Below are 19,222 nucleotides of genomic sequence, written 5' to 3' on the forward strand. Positions count from 1 at the left end.
AAAATCGTTGATTCCCCTGTATTGATCGCTGTTCTCGTCTCAAGCAATGGCGTTCGCTCGGTGGACGTATCGGCTTTACCCGTTGCAAGGCTGGATATGCGAGGGGTAGATAGATAGTCCTATCTGTAGAGGGAGAAACCGGCATCGTTGCCAAAAGAAGCCCCATTGCTTGATGGTGCGCAATTCGCCATTCATCGTGGGCATTTATGATGGACGGCGCAAGACCGCGCCATTTTCAGGGGAGCCGAAGTTTAGAGACTCAGCTTGTCCCACTTAGCTTTTTGGTTACCGAACCCAACCGGGTTGGAGGAACGTGTCTCATGCTCCTGAAGTCTTTCGCACGCCGTCCCCTGTTCAAGCAATGCAATCGATTGCTTTTTGTCTCCTGCCTGGCACTCCCGATCTTCAGTGCGCCTCTTTTTGCGCAGCAAGGGCCTATCAATAAGGCTCCGGATATTACAACGGTACCGACGCTATATGTCGTTCCCTATGCTCATCTGGACACGCAATGGCGTTGGGAGATGCCGCAGACGATCAGCGAATATCTGCTGAAGACACTGAAAGTGAACTTCGATTACATCGACAAGTATCCCCACTACGTCTTCAACTGGACCGGCTCGAATCGCTATCGGCTGATGAAGGAGTACTTCCCCGACGACTACGCGCGGATGATGAAGTATGTCGCGGCAGGACGATGGTTTCCGGCGGGATCCTCCGTGGAAGAAGGCGACGTCAATCTGCCCAGCGCCGAAGCCATCTTCCGCCAGGTCCTCTACGGCAACGACTACTATCGCAAAGACTTCGGCAAGTACAGCAACGAGTACATGATTCCGGACTGCTTTGGCTTCCCAGCTTCGTTGCCTGCAATCCTTGCGCATGCCGGCGTCAAAGGATTTTCAACGCAAAAACTGAACGCAGAATGGCAGCCGGCGCCAAAGATCGGCGGCCCGGGATCGCCCGAACAGACTCCCGAAGGTATCCCCTTCAACGTTGGTCTTTGGATCGGACCCGATGGCACCAAGGTCATCGCAGCGCTGAATCCAAGCGGCTACGGCAGCAATGTTTACACCGATTTGAGCAAGGAAAATCCTCCCGTTCCCATGCCCGTCGTCTCAGCAGAGGAGATGGCGACCCTCACCACACAGCAGAAATCCATGTTGACGCGGAATCGCACGCGCAACAATGAACCGAACTGGGTCAAGCGAATCGATCTGGACGGCAAGGTCACTGGCGTCTATGCCGACTACCACTATGTGGGCACGGGAGACATCGGCGGAGCCACGCAGGAGTTTTCCGTAAAGCTATTGGAGGCAATCGCAACCAAGAGCGAGACAACCCTTCCTCCACCGCCGCGCCCCAACTTTTTGAAGCCCACGCCACCGTCGACCGAAATGGTGCGTGTCGGCGAAGGTCCAGTGCATGTCATCGAGACCGAAGCCGACCAGATGTTCAACGACATCAAGCCCGACATGATGGCGAAGATGCCGAGCTACCAGGGCGATCTTGAATTGATCAATCATTCGGCGGGGTCGCTCACATCGCAGGCATACCACAAGCGTTGGGTCGTAAAGAACGAATTGCTTGCGGAAGCCGCCGAAGAGACTTCTGTTGCGGCAGCTCTCATGGGAGGCCGCGCTTACCCGCAGAAACGAATGAACGATGCCTGGACGCTTGCGCTTGGTGGCCACTTCCACGATACGGCCGCAGGAACTGCGACACCTCGCTCGTATGAATTCGCCTGGAACGACGACATCATTGTTGCCAATCAGTTCGCTGGTGTGCTGACGAGCGCCACCGAAGCAGTCGCCTCGGGGATGAACACGCAGGGCGCTGGCACACCTCTAGTCGTCTTCAACTCGCTCAACATCGATCGCGAAGATCTGGTCGAAGCAAAGGTACCCTTTGCTGGCGCGGCTCCACGTGCCGTGCACGTCAAGGGCCCGAACGGTGAAGACGTCCCTGCACAGATGCAGGACGGTAAAGTGTTGTTCGTGGCCAAGGCACCCTCCGTAGGCTTTGCCGTCTACGACGTCTCCGCAGCCTCCGCTCCAGCGCCCAGTTCGGCGTTGAAAGTCACGGCAAACTCACTGGAAAACCCGCGCTACAAAGTAGCGTTGAACGCAGACGGCGATGTATCGAGTGTCTTCGATAAAAAGCTGAATAAGGAGCTGCTCTCCGCTCCGATTCGCATGGCCTTCTCCAACGACACGCCAAAGCAATGGCCTGCATGGAACATGGACTTCGACCAGGAGCAGGCAGCTCCCGTGGGCTATGTCAGCGGACCGGCGAAGATTCGCATCAAGGAGAACGGTCCGGTGCGTGTATCGATCGAGGTCGCACGCGACTCGATGGGCTCGAAGTTCGTGCAGACCATCAGCCTGTCTGCAGGCGATGCAGGCAACCGCGTCGAATTCGCGAACGTAATCGACTGGCGCAGCAAGAAGGTCAACCTCAAAGTAGCGTTTCCTCTCTCGGCCTCCAACCCCAACGCGACGTATAACGAAGAAGTAGGGACGATCCAACGTCCGAATGCAACAGACCGTCAGTTCGAAACCTTCTCGCATCGATGGATCGATCTCACCGATGCAAGCGGCTCTTTCGGCGCTACGATCCTCACCGAAGCAAAGAACGCTTCGGACAAACCTTCCGACAATACGATCCGTCTGACGCTGCTCCGCACACCAGGTCTGCAGCCGACGGCCAACGGTTCCCCCGCCGCATACGCCGACCAGGCGAATCAAGACTGGGGACATCACGAGTTTTCCTTCGGCCTCATCGGACACGCTGCAGGATGGCGTGAGGCGCAGACGGATTGGCAGGGATACCGCCTGAACGATCCGCTGCGCGCGTTCTCCACAACAAAACATGCAGGCACACTGGGCAAGAGCTTCTCGCTGGTCCAGGTCAGCAATCCGCGCGTGCGCATTCTTGCCCTGAAGAAAGCAGAAGGCAGTGACGAAACCATCGTGCGTCTGGTCGAACTGGACGGCAAGCCCGCGCAGGATGTACGCGTCTCGTTTACCGCACCAGTCGGCGCAGCGCGCGAAGTCAACGGACAGGAGCAACCTCTGGGTGAAGCCAGGATCGATGGCGGCGCTTTGGTCACGTCGTTTGTCGGCTACCAGCCGCGCACCTTCGCACTGAAGTTAGGCGCAGCCAAAGCAACCGTTCCTGCAGTCACTTCGCAGAGCGTCGATCTCAAATATGACCTGGCAACCGCCAGCAACGACGATACCAAGACCACTGGCGAAGGCATGGACGGCAAGGGCAACGCCTTCCCTGCCGAGATGCTGTCCTCACAACTCTCGTTCCATGGGGTCGACTTCAAACTTGCAGCCCCTGCCACTGGAACTCCGAACGCAGTGGTAGCAAACGGCCAGACGATTCAACTGCCTGCTGGAAAATTCAACCGCGTCTACCTTCTGGCTGCATCTGTCGGAGGCGATCAGGAGACAGAGTTCCGCGTGGGAAGCAGCGCTACAAAGGTCACTGTTCAGGACTGGGGCGGCTTCATCGGCCAGTGGGACACACGCCTCTGGAAGAACGAAGACCATCGCGACTGGGCCATCTCTGCCCACCATCCGGAGTGGCCGGGTGACTTCAAAGCACGTGAGGCATCTCCCGCAGCTCTTCACTATCCGGAAGACTACGTCGGCCTCCGCGAGGGATATGTGAAACCAGCCGAAGTGGCCTGGTATGTCTCGCACCATCACACCGCGGATGGTCTGAATGTGCCCTACCAATACTCTTACTTGTTCGCCTACGCGATGGACGTCCCTGCGAATGCGAAGACACTGACCTTGCCGAAGAATGACAAGGTTCGCATACTTGCTGTCTCCGTAGCGAATGAGAATCCGACGGTCATACCGGCGCAACCTCTCGCTGATACCCTGCGACACACAACGCAACCGACCTCACAGGAGCCAGCTCAGTAGAAAACTAACCAATAAAGGTTTCACGATAAAGCCCCGCATCTGCGGGGCTTTGTCGCGAAACGATCTACTTTCCAAGCAGTCCATGCGGATCGAGCACGAACTTCTTAGCGGCGCCGGAGTCGAAGGCCTTGTAACCTTCCGCCGCGTCGCCCAGGGAGATCACCGTTGCGTTGACGATCTTCGCAATGGGAATTCTTCCATGCAGAATCGCCTGCATCAGCTGGCGGTTGTACTTCAACACAGGCGTCTGCCCGGTGTAGAAGCGGTGCGACTTCGCCCAGCCAAGACCGAAGCGCAGACTAAGGTTTCCTGTCTTGCCCGCTGCATCCGCCGCTCCTGGATCCTCTGTAACGTAAAGACCAGGAATGCCGATGCCACCTGCCGCACGGACAACGGACATCAGAGAGTTCAGTACCGTCGCCGGAGCCTCCTGCCCATTCTTGCCCTGCGCCTTGGCTTCAAAACCAACGGCATCAATGGCAGCATCGACCTCGGGCTTACCCAGGATCTTTTCGATCAGCTCTCCGAGGTTGTCGCCCTCGCGCAGATCGACGGGAACGAAGCCAACATCGGCCACATGCTTCAGCCTGTCCGTATTCATATCACCGACCAGCACGACCGCCGCACCGAGAATCTGCGCGGAAGCCGCTGCGGCCATCCCTACGGGACCCGCGCCAGCGACGTAGACGGTCGATCCAACGCCAACACCCGCCGTCACTGCTCCGTGAAAGCCTGTCGGCAGAATGTCTGACAGCATGGTGAGGTCCAGAATCTTCTCCATCGCCTGTGCCTTATCCGGAAACGGGATGAGGTTGAAATCGGCATACGGAACGAAGACAAACTCAGCCTGCCCACCAATCCAACCGCCCATATCGACATAGCCATAGGCTCCGCCCGCGCGGCCTGGGTTCACGTTCAGACAAACACCGGTCTGCTGCTCACGACAGGTGCGGCATCGCCCACAGGCCACATTGAATGGCACTGTAACCAGGTCGCCTACCTTGATGTACTCGACATCAGAGCCCGCTTCAATCACCTCTCCTGTGATCTCGTGTCCAAGCACCATACCCGTCGGCGCGGTCGTACGGCCACGCACCATGTGCTGATCCGAGCCGCAAATATTAGTTGAAACCACTTTCAGAATGACGCCGTGCCCAACCTTCTTCCCTGCAGGGTTCTGCATCTTGGGGAAATCAATCGACTGCACTTCTACCTTGTTCTGTCCAAGGAAAACTACTCCACGATTTTCTGCCATACATCCTCCGACAACGTGCGACCTACCGGTTCAACGTTCGCTTCGGTTTAACTGCACTGGACGCCGGTTATCGCTGAGCTTCACAAAGCTGCAGCAAACCAACCGACGTGCGAGGCGATTCTACTGGATCTGTTTGCGTTGCGGCCCGCAGATCATCTTCTTCTTATTGGAGTCGCGGAATCAACAGATGTCTTCACGACAATTGCGGTGAAGTCACGCCGATATGCCTCAGCCAACACTTCTGTGCGTTTAGCGACCGCGCTTCGGTTTCCGTTTACTTCGCAACGGGATCCGCAACGAGGTTCGTTGCCGGCCAAAGCTCAGGCTGTGCCGTTGTATTCAATTCCACCAGCAACGCAGATCCCTGCGTCGGTTCCACTTCCACGTTGAAGCCATCCAGGGCAAGCGCGGGGGCGTCGCCTGTAAGGTTCTTGTTTGCCACCTCAATCGTAACGGTGCGCGCCTCGCCGGGGATCAGTGAGATGTAGTTGTCGGAATAAAAGACGGGAAGCACGCGCACACCGCCAGTCTTTTGACGAAGCTGAAGATGCGTCATCAAAGCAATGACCGATGAAGGATTGCGAAGCGTCACGGTAAAGATCGTACGATCGCCATCTTTACGCGCACTGCCTTCAACATGCAGCTTGGCTTTGGGCAGTTGCGCCAGATCCGCGAACTGATCAGGCTTCGTGCTCTGCCAGTAGAAGTTCGTCGAGAGCAAAGAGCCGTCCGTCGCCTTGAGATCTAGTTTCACGAAGTAGACAGGAGAGATCCCCTGAGGAACATTCAGCGCCGCGACATCGGTCGTTTTGCTTCCCGCCGCGCTGTCGACCGGCAGAGTCTGATGCGTGATGACTTTGCTATCGAGGTCGTAGATCGTTGCCTGCAGGGTAAGGTTGTGCAGATCGTCCGGTTGGTTATTGACGACTTCCAGTTGTCCCGTAGCCTCATTCAGTTGCACATGAATATGCTCGCCCGCCTTCTTCACCGCGAATAACGAAGACTGCGGATCGAGATCATAGTGATAAAGCTGCCAGACAAAACTAGGCTGCGCCGGATGACTCATCCATGTGATGATGCCCGTGGTGGTCTTGAACATCAACGCATTGCGCCCTTCGTACATCGCGCGATACGCCTCGTAGTTCGCAAGCTGCCCTTTGCGTACAAAGTCTGCAAGGTTGCGGATATGTCCGAAGCGTGCGGCCAGCTCCGTAGGATAGGTATCGCCGTGTTCCGCGCCCTTGGCCATATCGTGTTGCGCCCAGTCGTCGTTGATCGTCTCCCAGTCTCTCTCCGGCATCATGCCCTGGATCGATTCAATCGTCGGAATCGACATGGAGCCCACCTCGGTCTTGAAACTCTCATTGAAGGTGTAATAAAAACGCGGAGCACGCCAGTAGTACGGTCCATGCGAGGAGACACCGCGGCCGTCAGCGGAGTTCGACTGATAGAGACGCGATCCATCGAGCTTGCCCATCATCGCTTTGAGCATGTCGTCCAGCTCTTTCGGCGGATAGCCTTCGTTGCGCGCGCACCAGACGGCGATAGAAGGATGGTTGCGATAACGAACAACCTTATCCGTCACATTCGCCAGATACGTCGGAATATCGGTAACGTTTGGGCCATCACTCGGGTTCGGCTGGAAGAACTCATCCCACAGCAGAATGCCGTACTTGTCCGCCATCTCGTAGAAGTCGGGGTTCGTACTCTGGCCGACCCAGTTGCGGATCATGTTCATGTTCGCGAGCGCGTGCATGTGGAACTGCGCGTCCAATCGCTCACGTGGAACACGCTTCATGCCCTCGTCCAGACCCCAGTTGCCGCCGCGCACCATCACGCGCACGCCATTGACGGAGATCGTAAGATTCTCCGAATCCGACACCTGATACTCGATCTTGCGAATGCCAAACTGCACGGTCTGCGCACTCGACTCCCTCTTGCCGGATTCAAACCGCATCGTCATCTGGTAGAGATTCTGCGGGCCGTAGCCATTGGGCCACCAGAGCTTTGGATCAGTGACATGAAGCGCGGCAACCGACTTGCTATCCAACGAGACCACTTTCTGTTCGTTCGGCGCAACCGTGACCGGCGTACGGAAAGTAATCTCTCTTCCCTGCCCATGAAGAACACCAACGAGCGTTCCAGAGACGGGCGCACCTGTTACATTCTTGAGCGTAGTCGCAACCGTAAGGTCAGCTGTCGCGTGCGACGCCGCAAGATCAGCGGTAACAAAAGGATCCTTCACTATTACCGGCCCGGTTGAAGATAAGGTCACAGGCAACCAGATTCCGGTATCGCGGTCGCGAATCGCCGGTAGCCAATCCCAACCGATGGTAGACAGAAACGTCGGCCCATCAATCGCGGTTTCGCCGCCGTTCAAACCTTCGCCCAGGGCGACGTTGTGTTCATGCGGTATACCGGGATGCGGCTGTGGACTGACCAGCACTGCTAGCGTCGCATTCTGTCCCGGTTTGACCACCGCTGTGATGTCGAAGTCGCCACGGATGAATGCTCCACGCGTCGTACCAACCTGCTTGCCGTTGATCCACACCTCCGACGAGTAATTCACTCCGGCAAAGTGCAACCATGTGCGACGCCCTGCATGCGATGCAGGCACCAGGAACGAGGAGCGGTACCAATAGCTTTTCTTGTTCAGGCTCTCCGGGATCGGTCGCATGTTTTCGCCATAGAGCGGTTCGGGGTAGACCTTGTTATTGACCAGCGTGGTCAACACCGTTCCCGGCACCGTCGCGGTGTACCAGCCGTCGGCCGTGAACTTCGCGCTGGCGACCGCAGACGCAGAAGCGGAAACCTGGGTGGCATCCTGCATCTGCCAACCGCCGATGAGCTGATCGGATTGCTGAGCTTTTGCAGTGGCAAGCGAAAGAAGGGCGGCGAGCATGGCGAGGTTCTTAAGGATCACGTTGTTTGCTTTCTGACGAAGTGGGTTGATGTCATTTCTGAAGAACCGCAGAGATCTCATGCTCCGCACCGCCTGCCCCCATGAGGACCAGAGAACGCTGCGCAAAAGGAGAATAGACGAGAAGTGCCGTGCAGGAAAGTGCCAGTCCGAAGCTCATGTGATGCAACAGAAGGAAGGGTGAAAGTGACCAGAGCACGTCGAGTGGCAACAAAAACCGCCAGAGTTTAAGAAGCTTTTCGCCCGCCCTTGGAGCATGAAAGAGGACGGCACAGAGTACAAATGCTCGGACAGGAATCAGAACCGCAGCCGTCAGAACGAGAAGAGCGAAGGCCTGGCTGGCTCTCGGCAAAACCGAGAAGAGATCTTCAATCTCCGCCAGATTAGCTAACGCTCCGACATAAAATCCCAGATACATGAGCTGAAGCAAAAGGAAAAGTGTTTGTACAACGGGGTGGGATATCTTCGGGAGCTCCTCTGGCGTAGCTAAAATTCGGCTGCGCGCTTTCGTTTCAGCAACAGCTGTCTGCTCTTCCGACGATACCGCGTCCGACACGGTTTCACTCGGAGCGATCCGTTCGACGGGAGCGACAAAGCGATAGCCCCGCCTCGCCAGGGTCTCCACAAAGCGCGGATTGCTCGCCGCATCTCCCAGAGCTTCTCGAATGCGATTCACCGCGGAGTTGACGCCATGTTCGTAATCGACGAAGGTGCCGTCGGGCCAGAGTTGCCGCGAGATTTCCTCGCGCGTCAGTACTTCGCCGGGACGTTCCAGGAGCATGGAAAGCACTTGAAACGGTTGCGCATTCAAGCGCACGCGCATGCCCTGCCTGCGAAGCTCTCCCGTGACCGCATCTGCCTCGAAAACTCCGAAGCGATAGCGCCGATCTGGTAGCGAATCCGACATAGCTCGTGACCAGTGTACTCAATCGCAGCGTCGTTCCGGACAATCGGCCAAAAGAGAACTTCCGATAAATCTTTTTCCTGCAACCACTTGCGCCGTGAGAACTAGACCTCCTCCAGATGAGCTTCCGTGTCTTGTCTCGGAGACCCAAACGGAGGAGGGTTCAGACATGAAGCGACGACCATTCTCACTCTTCCCCGCTTACCTCACGTTGAGCCTCTATGTAGCTTCGAGTTGCGCGGCGGCGGAGCCAGCGCCACCCATTGTTTCGGCTTTCAATGTGTATACCCATGGCATCGAGTTACGTCTGGCTCAGCAACACCGATCCAGGATTACTTTTCTTGCTCGACATAATGAGACCGGAGAGCGGCGTGGGGAGTTCACCATCGAGCAGCTCACGCCTTCGTCCAGTGGAGCTTTACCCGGAGCGTTGCTTCACCACTGGCGTGGAACCGCATTTGCCCCCGGAGCCACGGCTGCGGAATTCGAGCAGCTGATGAAAGACTTTACTGCGTATCCCCAATACTTCTCTCCCCAGGTCCTCCAGGCGAAGGTGCTCACATTACACGGCGATCATCTCCAGGCATGGATGCGCGTACGCCAGCGCCACATCCTTACCGTCGTAATGGATACGACCTACGACATCACGTACGCGCACTTGGGCGGGCAGCACGGATACAGCGCCTCGCAAAGCACCCGCATCTCCGAGATCGACAATCCCGGCACCATCAACGAACGAGTCCTCAGTTCCAGCGAAGAGCATGGCTTTCTTTGGCGACAGAACACGTACTGGAGCTATGAGGAGCGCGATGGCGGACTCTACATGCAAATTGAATCGGTCTCGCTGACACGATCCATTCCACGCGGCCTCGGCTGGGTGGTTCGACCCTTCGTTGAGAGTATTCCGCGCGAGTCGCTCGAATTCACGCTTCGCTCCACCTGCAATGCACTTCGGAAGTAGCCCAGAAACGCAAAAGAGAGGAATCCCGATGATCAAAACGAAACCGGTCACAAAGAGTAACGCAACGGCTTTCGCCACGGTACGCAGAGTCAACCAGTCGCTCACAGCTTCCGAGGAGAAGCGCCTTCTACAGTGGATGGCGGGACGCGCGCCTGCATGGCTCACTTCAGATCAGCTCACAGCGCTTGGCCTGGGCGCACAGGTCGGAGCCGGAATCTTCTATGCCCTGTCACGCTCTCATCGGCATGCTTTGCTTCTGGTCATCCTATGCGTGCTGCTCAACTGGTTTGGAGACAGCATGGATGGAACTCTGGCTCGTGTGCGACGGCAACAACGACCACGCTATGGCTTTTATGTCGACCATATGGTGGATGTTTTTGGCTCTGTCGCTTTGATGTGCGGTCTCGGCTTTTCAGGATTTCTGCATTGGCAAACGGCCATCGCGATGCTGGTAACGTTTCTTCTGCTGTCGAGCGAGAGCTATCTTGCGACCTACACCTTGTCCTGCTTCGAACTATCGCAAGGCATCTTCGGCCCCACAGAGATTCGTCTTCTCTTGATCATCGGAAACCTCGCACTTCTGCGTAGTCCGTACTCCACGCTGTTCGGACACAAGATGCTGCTCTTTGATCTGGGAGGAACGATTGCCTCGGTCTGCATGTTTGTCCTGGCAATCGTCGTCACCCTCCGCCACACAGCAGAACTCTACCGGCAGGAGCCCTTACCATGACGCCTTTCCTGCGCTGGTGGAAGTTCAATCTCGTGGGTGCGATAGGCATGGCGGTGCAACTCACAGCGTTGGCGTTCATCAACCACTGGATTCCGGGGCACTACCTTTATGCCTCGGCTGCAGCCATCGAGCTAACGCTGCTGCATAACTTCGTCTGGCACCTGCACTACACCTGGCGCGACCGTCGCAAAGATTCCTCGTGGCTCTCGCAGTTGATCCGTTTTCATTGCTCCAACGGCCTGGTCTCTCTGCTGGGAAATCTTGCACTGATGCGGCTTCTCGTCCATGAGGCGCATCTGCCCTTACTCATTGCGAATAGCATTGCAATTCTGTGTTGTTCCATTGTGAACTTTTGTATTGGAAACAACTGGGCGTTCGCAGCAGCTTCGTAATGGAACGCCGTTACTGCAACAACTGTCCGTCCCGCATATGCACACGTCGATGCGCATAAGATGCTGCTTCCTCGTCATGCGTAATCATGAGGATCGTTTGACCCAAACGTTCATTCAGATCCTTCAACAGATTCAACACGGCAGCGGAGTTCTGGCTGTCGAGATTCCCTGTGGGTTCATCCGCCAGAAGGATGGCTGGACCATTCACAATCGCGCGCGCAATCGCCACACGCTGCTGTTGCCCTCCCGAGAGCGCACGCGGTTTGTGCTTCAGTCGTTCCGCGATTCCAAGTAAACGCAGCACTTCGTTGAACGGCGCATCGAAATCGGTGCCGTGGCCACCGATGTACTTCACAATCTTGATGTTGTCTTCTGCCGAGAGCGTAGGCAGCAGATTGTATTTTTGAAAGACGAATCCCACCGTATCCTTGCGAAGATTCGTCCGCTCCGCGTTCGTCATATGCGAGAGATCTTTACCGCCGATATGGACGCTCCCCGTAGAAGGCGGCGTAAGCCCGCCGAGGACATTGAAGAGCGTCGACTTGCCTGAACCCGAAGTTCCGACCACCGCAATAAACTCGCCCTTCTGCACTTCAAGATCGACGCCACGCAACGCATGCACATCGACCTCGCCGACGCGATAAGTCTTGGTTAACTGCCGCACTTCGATGATGGGAGTCTCATTCATAAGACAGAGCCTCCGTAGCGTCCTGACGAACTGCCTTGATTCCGGGAATGATCGCGCCGATGAGGGATCCTGCGATCGCGATGACTCCTGTAATGGGCCACCACTTGTAGACCGTCTCCTGCGTCATGCCACCCGGCGCGAAGTGCACCATCAACCATTGCGTAAGGTACGTCAGCAGAATGCCTCCGACCGTACCAATCACCGCGAGCAACAGCGTTTCGCGCAACAACATGTTGAGAATCAGGCCGGAAGAACTTCCAACGGCCTTGAGAATTCCAATCTCTCGCGTCCTCTCCAGCACCGCCGTATACATGGCCATGAAGACCACAATGAAGCCAACGATCATGGCAATCCCAATCACCACATAAGTGAAGTTACGCAGCAGACCGAGACTGTTCACAGACAGAAGCGAGGTGTAGTACTCCAACGTATAGATTTGATAGCCGGGATACTTTGCGCGCAGCGAATCGACGATAGCCTGGGCCTGATTCGGGTCGTCCACCTTGAGGTAGATCTGACTCAAACGGTGTGTGTTGGCAGTGAAACGCTGCAACGCTTCCAGCCTCGCGCAGATGCGCGCGAGCTTTCCGGGCTCGTAAATACCGGAAACATGCCATTCCTGGGAGATCAACTTCAGCGTGCTCCCTACCTGGAGATGTTTTTCTCTCGCATAGGGTTCGTCAATGATCAGGTCCGTATCCTGCACGGGCAGACCGCCCTGAACGAATCGGAATCCTCCACTCATCTTTGCGAACTCATCCATGTTGAGCCCGGTGAGCGTATCGAAGAGTTCCAGCGGCTGCACGATAGTTCCCGTCACCATGACGATATGCGGCTCTGCTCGAAAGACATCGACAAGCTTGTCGCTCATGGGAGAAGAGCTCACCGTCGAAAGCGCGGAAGTTCCCGGAGGACGCACCAGAATGTCCGCACCAGTACCTCGCGCGCGACGGGCTGACTCATGCAGCGTGCCGTTGCTCACGCCCACCAGCGTGAGAATCATCGTCACTTCCACAGCGATGGCCAGAATACTCAGGAGTGTCCGAACGGGCCGATGACCGAGATTGGCAAATGTAAGTTTATTGAGCAAGACCTGATCATTATAAGAGGTGCATCGCAACAGCGTGATGAACGTGATGAAAGAAGGGGGCAGCACCGAAGTGCTACCCCCTCTTTAGAGGGCCTCTTCTCGAAGGCTAGAACAAGACGCGGCCTCCGACCTGGATAATGCGGTTGCTGCCGCCTGTACCGGTCACCTTGCCGAAGGTAGTGCTGTTCATCGCGGTCGAGGGAGTACCAAGGTTCGTAAGGTTGAAGACATTGGAGAACTCACCCCGCAACTGGAAGCGAAGCTCCTGATGAATCGCAAAGTCGCGGAAGAGCGAGGCATCCACATTCCGATATCCTGGACTGTCCAATTGCGCAGGGCGAGTATTTCCCAAAAGGCCCAGAGGACCCAGACCAGGACAGCCTGCATCGACACCCGGTCGGCAATATGCGGTTGTGTCGAACCACTGATTCATCATCGCAACACGCGACCGGCCATTGTCTATGAGGTGAGCAAACTTGCCCGGCGCGATGCTCGGGCGGTTATTGCCATTGCCTGAGAAGTAGTTGTCGTTCCCCGTAGTCACGGTAAACGGCTGTCCACTGTTCGCTGTCCAGATGCCCGACACCGTCCAGCCGTTCAGCGCAATCCTGACCACACGGTTGTACTTGTCGAAGTAATCCGGCTTCCAGACGAAGGACATCGTCATCATCTGGCGGCGGTCCTGGTCCGAACGCTGGCGATACTCAAGCTGGGGATAGTTCGAATCCACAAAGCTACCGTTCAACCCGCTGCCGCTATCGAGCGCGTTGCTCTGTAGCGTCTTGCTCCAGGTGTAATAACCGCGCGCACTGACATGGTGCGTCAACCGCTGCTCAATGGAAATCTGTAGAGAGTTGTAGTTGGAGTTCTGATTGGACCGAATGATGTACACGTTGGAGTAGATCGGATTTGCCGCAGACTGACCGAAGCTGGAGTTGAGCGGCCGACGATTGTTGACGGTGGCACTGGTGTTTGCATAACCGCAAGCCTTGGTGAGATCGGTGCAGCTTGCCCCACTGGTGCCTGCTGCAGTGATGTTGAACTGCGGTCCGTTGATGTCGTTATAGAGCGGCGTCTTGCGATTGAGCGACGCAACATAGTTGGCGCTCAGAGCCAGACCTTTACCGAACTGCTGCTGAAATCCAAAGTTCATCTGGATCGTATACGGCCAACGATAATTCGGGTCGAACGCAACGACCTGGTTGAGCGGAAGGAAGGTCGCATTGCCGCTTCCACGAGAAAAGTTTAGAGCAGGGTAAGGGTTCGAACCGGTCGGGAACTCAGTCGGATCTCCGCTATACGGATGCGTCAGCGAGACCACCTTGTTATAGGTATTGCGAACGGCATAGGGAGCGAAGTTCGATGGGAACTCCCACTGGTTGCCGGAGATACCACCGAAGAACAGACCAGCCGCCCCGTGGAAAACAGTCTTCCCATCGGAGAATGGATCATAGGCAAAGCCGACGCGAGGCGATGCGTGGTTGTTCGGCGTAAAGGCACCTCCCTTTGGCACACCTGAGTCTCCGGGAAAGAGCATCCCGATGGGAGCGAGTTGCGGCCCGGTCTTTCCAATGATCGATACGTTAGGAAAGGCATGCGATTGCTGCCCCGGCACGAAGTTCGTCTGACGCACCTGCGTGTCCGTCGGCGCCTGCTGCCAGTCATAGCGGATGCCGAGATTGACCGTCAGATTCGGCAAGACGCGCCAGTCGTCCTGCGCAAAGAGGCCATAGTTAAAGTAGTTGGCGTTGGCGTAGAGCCCCGTATCCTGCCCCATGCTGACCGGGATGCCTGCAAGAAAGTCCGACAGGCCATTGGTGGTGCGCGCACTGCTTGCTCCATTCGTCGTGGAGAAGGTGAACGCCCCGTAGTTGCCCAGCGAGGTCTGCTGGAAGTCTTTTTCCAGCCCTGCCTCGCCGCCCACATATAGGGAGTGCTTGCCTCGGGTTGTAGTGACGATATCGCGAACGCCATAGACGTTCGTACCAGCCTTAGGGCCGGTGATGGCCTGTGCCAGCGTAAAGCCCTCTACGCCGCCCACACTGATGTTCGAACGCGAAGGCGTTCCGACCACGCCGAAGTCAGAACCGAAGTCCGCCAGTGTGCCACCCGGAACCGGAATACGGCCGCCGTTCTGGCGCGTGTAGTTCACCCAGAACTGATTGATCGTTCGCGGACCGATGGTCCAGACATCACTGATGTTGGCGTTTTGCTGCTTGTTGGCGTAGTTGGAATACGACCAGGCCTGTGTGAAGCCGGTAGGATTCTGACGGACCTTATAGTTCAGCAGGAAATAACTGAGGGTCAGGCGATGCGACTTGGTGACCTGATGATCTGTCTTAATAAGGTACTCTTCGTTCTGTTCCGGCAAAGGAGAGCGCGACCGATAGGTATACTGCGTATCGCCGAAGACCGCCGGTTGTTTTGCTGGAAGGTTTTTGACAAGGTAGTTCAGGATGTTCACGGCCGTCGGATCGACCGCAGGCAGCGTGTTATTGGCATAGGGCAAACGGGTCGTCGGATTGCACACCAGGAAGTGGACGGCGGTATTCGCAGCGGCGGTCGGCGTCGTCGTGCAGCTCGCCTGTTCCGCAGCGGTAGGCGTGTTCTCAGAAAAATTGCCGGTGATCTGCGCCGGACTGGGCAGACTGCCGCTGTAATTGGCGTACTGAATAAAGCGGTACCCAGCGAAGCTGCCGAAGAAGAAGTCCTTGTCATGACGGATGGGACCGCCTACGGTCGCGCCGAAGCGATGCTGGTTATACGGGTTCTTGGTAGCTCCCGCACCAGAATTATGCGCAATGGCGTTGAAGTTACGGTCGCGGAAGAACTCGAAGAGCGAACCATGAAATTTGTTCGTGCCATCTTTCGTGATCACACTCACCACCGCCGAGGAATAACGCCCCAGCTGCGCGCTGTAATTATTGGTGACGACGTTGAACTGGCTGACCGCATCGGGATTCGGTACCTGGTTTCCGCTGTTCCGAAGACCCGTCATGTTGAGACCGCCGTCGAGATAGTACGATACCTGGCCGACGAAGCCGTCCGTCGATCCATTCACCAAGACCTTGATCTCCTGATAGCCGAGGTTGTTCACCGTGCTGACCGACTGTACCCCTGGGACGAGTTGCAGCAGGCGACTGACATCCCGGTTCACGAGCGGAAGGTTGTCGATCTCCACATTGTCTACTGTGCGTCCCAAAGTGGAACTTCCCAGGTTGACCAGAGGCACATCCGCGCTCACATTGACGGTCTCAGTGGTGGTTCCGACGTCGAGCGTGAGACTTAGTTCCGCGTTCTGCATGACGGAGAGAACGATGCCAGTGCGCTCAAGGGTCTTGAAGCCCGGGGCCGCGACCGTCACCTTATAAGGACCGAGCGGAAGGAACTCTTCACGGTAGGTACCGTCTCCTTTAGAGATAGCTGCCCGGGTGAAATTCGTATCGGTCTGGACAAGGGTGATCGTGGCATTGGGTACTGCGGCTCCCGAAGTGTCGGTGATATTGCCGAAGACGGTGGCCGTACTGAGCTGGGCGAACGCACTCAACGCCGAAAAGGCAAAAAGCACGATTCCGAACACGGTTCGGTGTAACGAGGTTGAAACCTTCATGCGGGTGGCTCTCCTAAAGCACTGCATTCCTACAAGTTTGTTTAGCGTTCGGCAGGCTGCATCCATAACGTCATCAAGAAAGACAAAACCTGACTCCGAGCATTCCCTTCCCTCGGTGCAAAACCAGGCACATTAGCCGTTTCTTGTCTGAGATTTCTGGGGGACGCGAACATTTGAAGTGCGGCTTAATTCCCGAACACAAACAGAGCCACACTGAACGCCAGAGCGCGAAACTGACAAGTGACTCACCGTTTGGCACAGAAACTTCACAATAATTTTATTTAGAATCAATTACTTAGACTTCACATCGATACTTGTTACAAACCAAACAATTGCCTTTTGAAAAGCAGTTCTTTTTATTCCCTATGGGAAGATCATCGTTTTTGGTCTCGAAATAAAGGCAACGAGCAACCGCAGACCCCACCCGGGCCGGCCTGATCGATTCTGCAAAATGTTGTTTGAAGCGCCGCAGCTAGCGGCGGTTCAAGGTGAAAGCCATCGCCTGAAAGTCTCCTCGAAGCTGAACGTCGATACCACGGTGCATGAGATAAGCTCCGCTCGCGAAGGCAGGAGTGTCGGACGAGAGCTTTCCTGAGAGCGCCTTAATGTCGTAGGTTGCGTTCTCGTCAAGACCCCGGAGATAGATCCGCGGAAATGGATAATTCTGCGTGCTCGAATGGAGAAAGGCAAAGGTGACGGCCTGTTTTCCGTCGCGGGAGACGCTTTCGGTAACCGACGCTTCTCCTTCTCTGGGTGACATCAATCGATAGAGTGCCCCGCGCTGCACCGTCTCCCGGACCCCCTTGTACGCGGCCACCATCTGCTTGGCCGTCGCAAAATCCTCCGGCTTCCATTCGTTCAGGTTCGCCCCGATGCCGAGCGAACCCTGCATGGCGGAGAGGAAGCGGTAATCCAGCGACACAGAACGGTGATTGACCCAGTTGGGAGAGTCGGTCACCCAGGCCATCATCACCCCGGGGGTGTAAGCGTAAGTAAACCCTTCCTGCAGGAACAGGCGGTCATAGGCATCCGTATTGTCCGAAGGCCAGACCTCGTCGGTGTAATGCATTACGCCGAGGTCCACCCGGCTTCCACCACCGGAACAACTTTCAAACTCCGTATTGGGATGCTTTTTGCGCATCTGCTCCAGAATGTCGTAGAAGTTCCGTGTGAAATCCACATAGACATTCTTCTGCTCGTCCTTTGCGACCGAGGGCCAACCCGGTTCTGCCCAGTTGCGGTTGTAATCCCACTTGATGAAGGAGATATCGTTCTCGGTGAGCAGCTTATCGAGCCACTGCAGCACATAGGCATGGACATCAGGACGTGCTAAGTTCAAGACGAGCTGATTTCTACCCTCGGTCTGCGGGCGTCCCGGAAAGTTAAGAATCCAGTCGGGATGTTTCCGGTAAAGATCGCTATCAGGATTGACCATCTCCGGTTCGACCCAAAGGCCGAACTCCATCCCCAGCGAATGCACCTTATTAATGAGTGGCTTCAATCCATGGGGAAATTTCTGCGGGTTGACGTACCAATCGCCCAGACCGGCATGGTCGTCCTTGCGCTGCCCGAACCAACCATCGTCCATCACAAAACGCTCAACCCCGAGGGTCGCCGCCTTTTCCGCGAGGGCCATCTGCCCAGGCTCGTCCACCCGAAACTCTGTGGCTTCCCACGAGTTGTAGAGGACAGGTCGCAGCTTCGGCGTCGGCGCGTGGGGTAAAAGGCTATCGACTTCAAAGCGGTGCAAAAGGCGCGATGCCTCACCTATACCGTGGCTGGAGTACCCACCATAGAAGTAAGGCGTCTGAAAGCGCTCTCCCTTCTTGACCAGATACGAAAAATCGAAGGCGTTCGGACCACCCGTCACGCGGACCTGCTGCATCACGTCCTGTTCGATGGCGATCTGCCATGAACCGCTCCATCCAAGCGCACCGAACCAGACGCTGCCCTCATCCTGGTCTTTCGTGGTGGCATGGTCGATCATGAACCACGGGTTATTGTGCGACCCCGTCGTCCCCCGTCTGCTCTCCAGCACCGTCATGCCGCCGTGCACGGGCTGCTCCTGAAGATTCCACTCTCCTGCCCATCTGCCCGTGACGTAGCGCAGGCGATACTCTGTCCCGCGCGGAAGGTTCCAGGTGCCAGACGCCACCTGCTCGATCGTGAAAGGCGCTCCGGTGCGGTTCTCAATCTCCGCGGAGCGGCGGAGAATTCCAGTTTCGGAATCCATCTGGTACTGCAGCGTCACGTAAACCTCGCGCGAGATGTCCTTCATCACGATCGCAAGTTGTGCATCGCTCACTTTGTTCGAGACGTACTTAAGCACGAGGTCGCGGTTCCCATCAGGGAACGTGATCTTCAGGTCCGGCTGCACATAAAGAGCCCCACCCCATCCAACATATTCGTGAGGCTTCGTCGTCACTGGCGGGTCGAAGGACGCGTTGCCCTGTGAAGGACGAGCCGCATCGAAGTGTTCCGTCGCAGGTAAATGCTTGCCCCAATACAGGGTCTGAACCTGTCCCTCACTGTTTACGCCGAGGACATACGTCACATCGCCTCCATCGAGACGAAATACCTGAGTAGTCGAATCGAACCGCGCACTCGCGGCATTTGCCTGTGCCACGCCTGAGGAAGGCACAAGAAGCAAGCCACCGAGAGTTCCCGCAGCAAAAAGGTGGCTCAGGGTCTTTGTGAGGAAGCGGCGGGACGGTTTCATGGATCACTCCTGCGAACA

At 56.3% G+C, this 19,222-nt stretch carries 11 protein-coding genes; 4 read left to right on the top strand and 7 right to left on the bottom strand.

Annotated elements, in window-relative coordinates:
- The first annotated feature begins 320 nt into the window (after positions 1–320).
- A complete protein-coding gene (locus ACIPR4_RS13510) occupies positions 321–3,935 on the top strand; it encodes an alpha-mannosidase (protein WP_013569222.1) in 3,615 nt (1,204 codons plus the stop codon).
- Between the two features lie 64 nt (positions 3,936–3,999).
- Here the strand turns inward: ACIPR4_RS13510 and fdhA are convergent, their stop codons facing one another.
- From fdhA to ACIPR4_RS13525, 3 genes are all read right to left on the bottom strand, one after another.
- Positions 4,000–5,190, bottom strand: a complete 1,191-nt coding sequence (gene fdhA / locus ACIPR4_RS13515) for a formaldehyde dehydrogenase, glutathione-independent (RefSeq protein WP_013569223.1) — start codon at positions 5,188–5,190, stop codon at positions 4,000–4,002.
- A 274-nt stretch (positions 5,191–5,464) separates the two neighbouring features.
- Positions 5,465–8,173: a glycoside hydrolase family 2 protein gene (locus ACIPR4_RS13520; protein WP_013569224.1), complete on the bottom strand. Its 2,709-nt coding sequence runs from the start codon at positions 8,171–8,173 to the stop codon at positions 5,465–5,467.
- Entirely contained in the window at positions 8,145–9,017 is an 873-nt protein-coding gene (locus ACIPR4_RS13525) for a winged helix-turn-helix domain-containing protein (RefSeq protein ID WP_013569225.1), read from the bottom strand. The genes ACIPR4_RS13520 and ACIPR4_RS13525 overlap by 29 nt, the downstream gene beginning before the upstream one ends.
- 166 nt (positions 9,018–9,183) lie before the next feature.
- Here ACIPR4_RS13525 and ACIPR4_RS13530 point away from each other — a divergent pair, with 166 nt between their 5' ends.
- From ACIPR4_RS13530 to ACIPR4_RS13540, 3 genes are read left to right on the top strand one after another with little or no spacing between them, the layout of a single operon-like run.
- Positions 9,184–9,975: a hypothetical protein gene (locus ACIPR4_RS13530; RefSeq protein WP_013569226.1), complete on the top strand. Its 792-nt coding sequence runs from the start codon at positions 9,184–9,186 to the stop codon at positions 9,973–9,975.
- A 28-nt stretch (positions 9,976–10,003) separates the two neighbouring features.
- Positions 10,004–10,705, top strand: a complete 702-nt coding sequence (locus ACIPR4_RS13535) for a CDP-alcohol phosphatidyltransferase family protein (protein WP_013569227.1) — start codon at positions 10,004–10,006, stop codon at positions 10,703–10,705.
- Complete coding sequence (locus ACIPR4_RS13540; RefSeq protein WP_013569228.1) at positions 10,702–11,097, top strand: GtrA family protein; 396 nt, start codon at positions 10,702–10,704, stop codon at positions 11,095–11,097. The genes ACIPR4_RS13535 and ACIPR4_RS13540 overlap by 4 nt, the downstream gene beginning before the upstream one ends.
- A gap of 10 nt (positions 11,098–11,107) precedes the next feature.
- Here ACIPR4_RS13540 and ACIPR4_RS13545 read toward each other — a convergent pair whose 3' ends face one another.
- The 4 genes from ACIPR4_RS13545 to ACIPR4_RS13560 form a co-directional block, all read right to left on the bottom strand.
- Entirely contained in the window at positions 11,108–11,785 is a 678-nt protein-coding gene (locus ACIPR4_RS13545) for an ABC transporter ATP-binding protein (RefSeq protein ID WP_013569229.1), read from the bottom strand.
- Positions 11,778–12,875: an ABC transporter permease gene (locus tag ACIPR4_RS13550; protein WP_144312435.1), complete on the bottom strand. Its 1,098-nt coding sequence runs from the start codon at positions 12,873–12,875 to the stop codon at positions 11,778–11,780. The genes ACIPR4_RS13545 and ACIPR4_RS13550 overlap by 8 nt, the downstream gene beginning before the upstream one ends.
- Before the next feature lie 106 nt (positions 12,876–12,981).
- Entirely contained in the window at positions 12,982–16,485 is a 3,504-nt protein-coding gene (locus ACIPR4_RS13555; RefSeq protein WP_013569231.1) for a TonB-dependent receptor domain-containing protein, read from the bottom strand.
- A 472-nt stretch (positions 16,486–16,957) separates the two neighbouring features.
- Positions 16,958–19,204, bottom strand: a complete 2,247-nt coding sequence (locus ACIPR4_RS13560) for an alpha-galactosidase (RefSeq protein WP_013569232.1) — start codon at positions 19,202–19,204, stop codon at positions 16,958–16,960.
- Positions 19,205–19,222: the final 18 nt, after the last annotated feature.

Origin of the sequence: Terriglobus saanensis SP1PR4 (assembly GCF_000179915.2) — a bacterium.
Lineage (GTDB): Bacteria > Acidobacteriota > Terriglobia > Terriglobales > Acidobacteriaceae > Terriglobus > Terriglobus saanensis.

Coding starts and splice junctions, on each gene's coding strand:
- ACIPR4_RS13510 (WP_013569222.1), top strand. CDS start 321: ATGCTCCTGAAGTCTTTCGCACGCCGTCCCCTGTTCAAGCAATGCAAT.
- fdhA (WP_013569223.1), bottom strand. CDS start 5,190: ATGGCAGAAAATCGTGGAGTAGTTTTCCTTGGACAGAACAAGGTAGAA.
- ACIPR4_RS13520 (WP_013569224.1), bottom strand. CDS start 8,173: ATGAGATCTCTGCGGTTCTTCAGAAATGACATCAACCCACTTCGTCAG.
- ACIPR4_RS13525 (WP_013569225.1), bottom strand. CDS start 9,017: ATGTCGGATTCGCTACCAGATCGGCGCTATCGCTTCGGAGTTTTCGAG.
- ACIPR4_RS13530 (WP_013569226.1), top strand. CDS start 9,184: ATGAAGCGACGACCATTCTCACTCTTCCCCGCTTACCTCACGTTGAGC.
- ACIPR4_RS13535 (WP_013569227.1), top strand. CDS start 10,004: ATGATCAAAACGAAACCGGTCACAAAGAGTAACGCAACGGCTTTCGCC.
- ACIPR4_RS13540 (WP_013569228.1), top strand. CDS start 10,702: ATGACGCCTTTCCTGCGCTGGTGGAAGTTCAATCTCGTGGGTGCGATA.
- ACIPR4_RS13545 (WP_013569229.1), bottom strand. CDS start 11,785: ATGAATGAGACTCCCATCATCGAAGTGCGGCAGTTAACCAAGACTTAT.
- ACIPR4_RS13555 (WP_013569231.1), bottom strand. CDS start 16,485: ATGAAGGTTTCAACCTCGTTACACCGAACCGTGTTCGGAATCGTGCTT.
- ACIPR4_RS13560 (WP_013569232.1), bottom strand. CDS start 19,204: ATGAAACCGTCCCGCCGCTTCCTCACAAAGACCCTGAGCCACCTTTTT.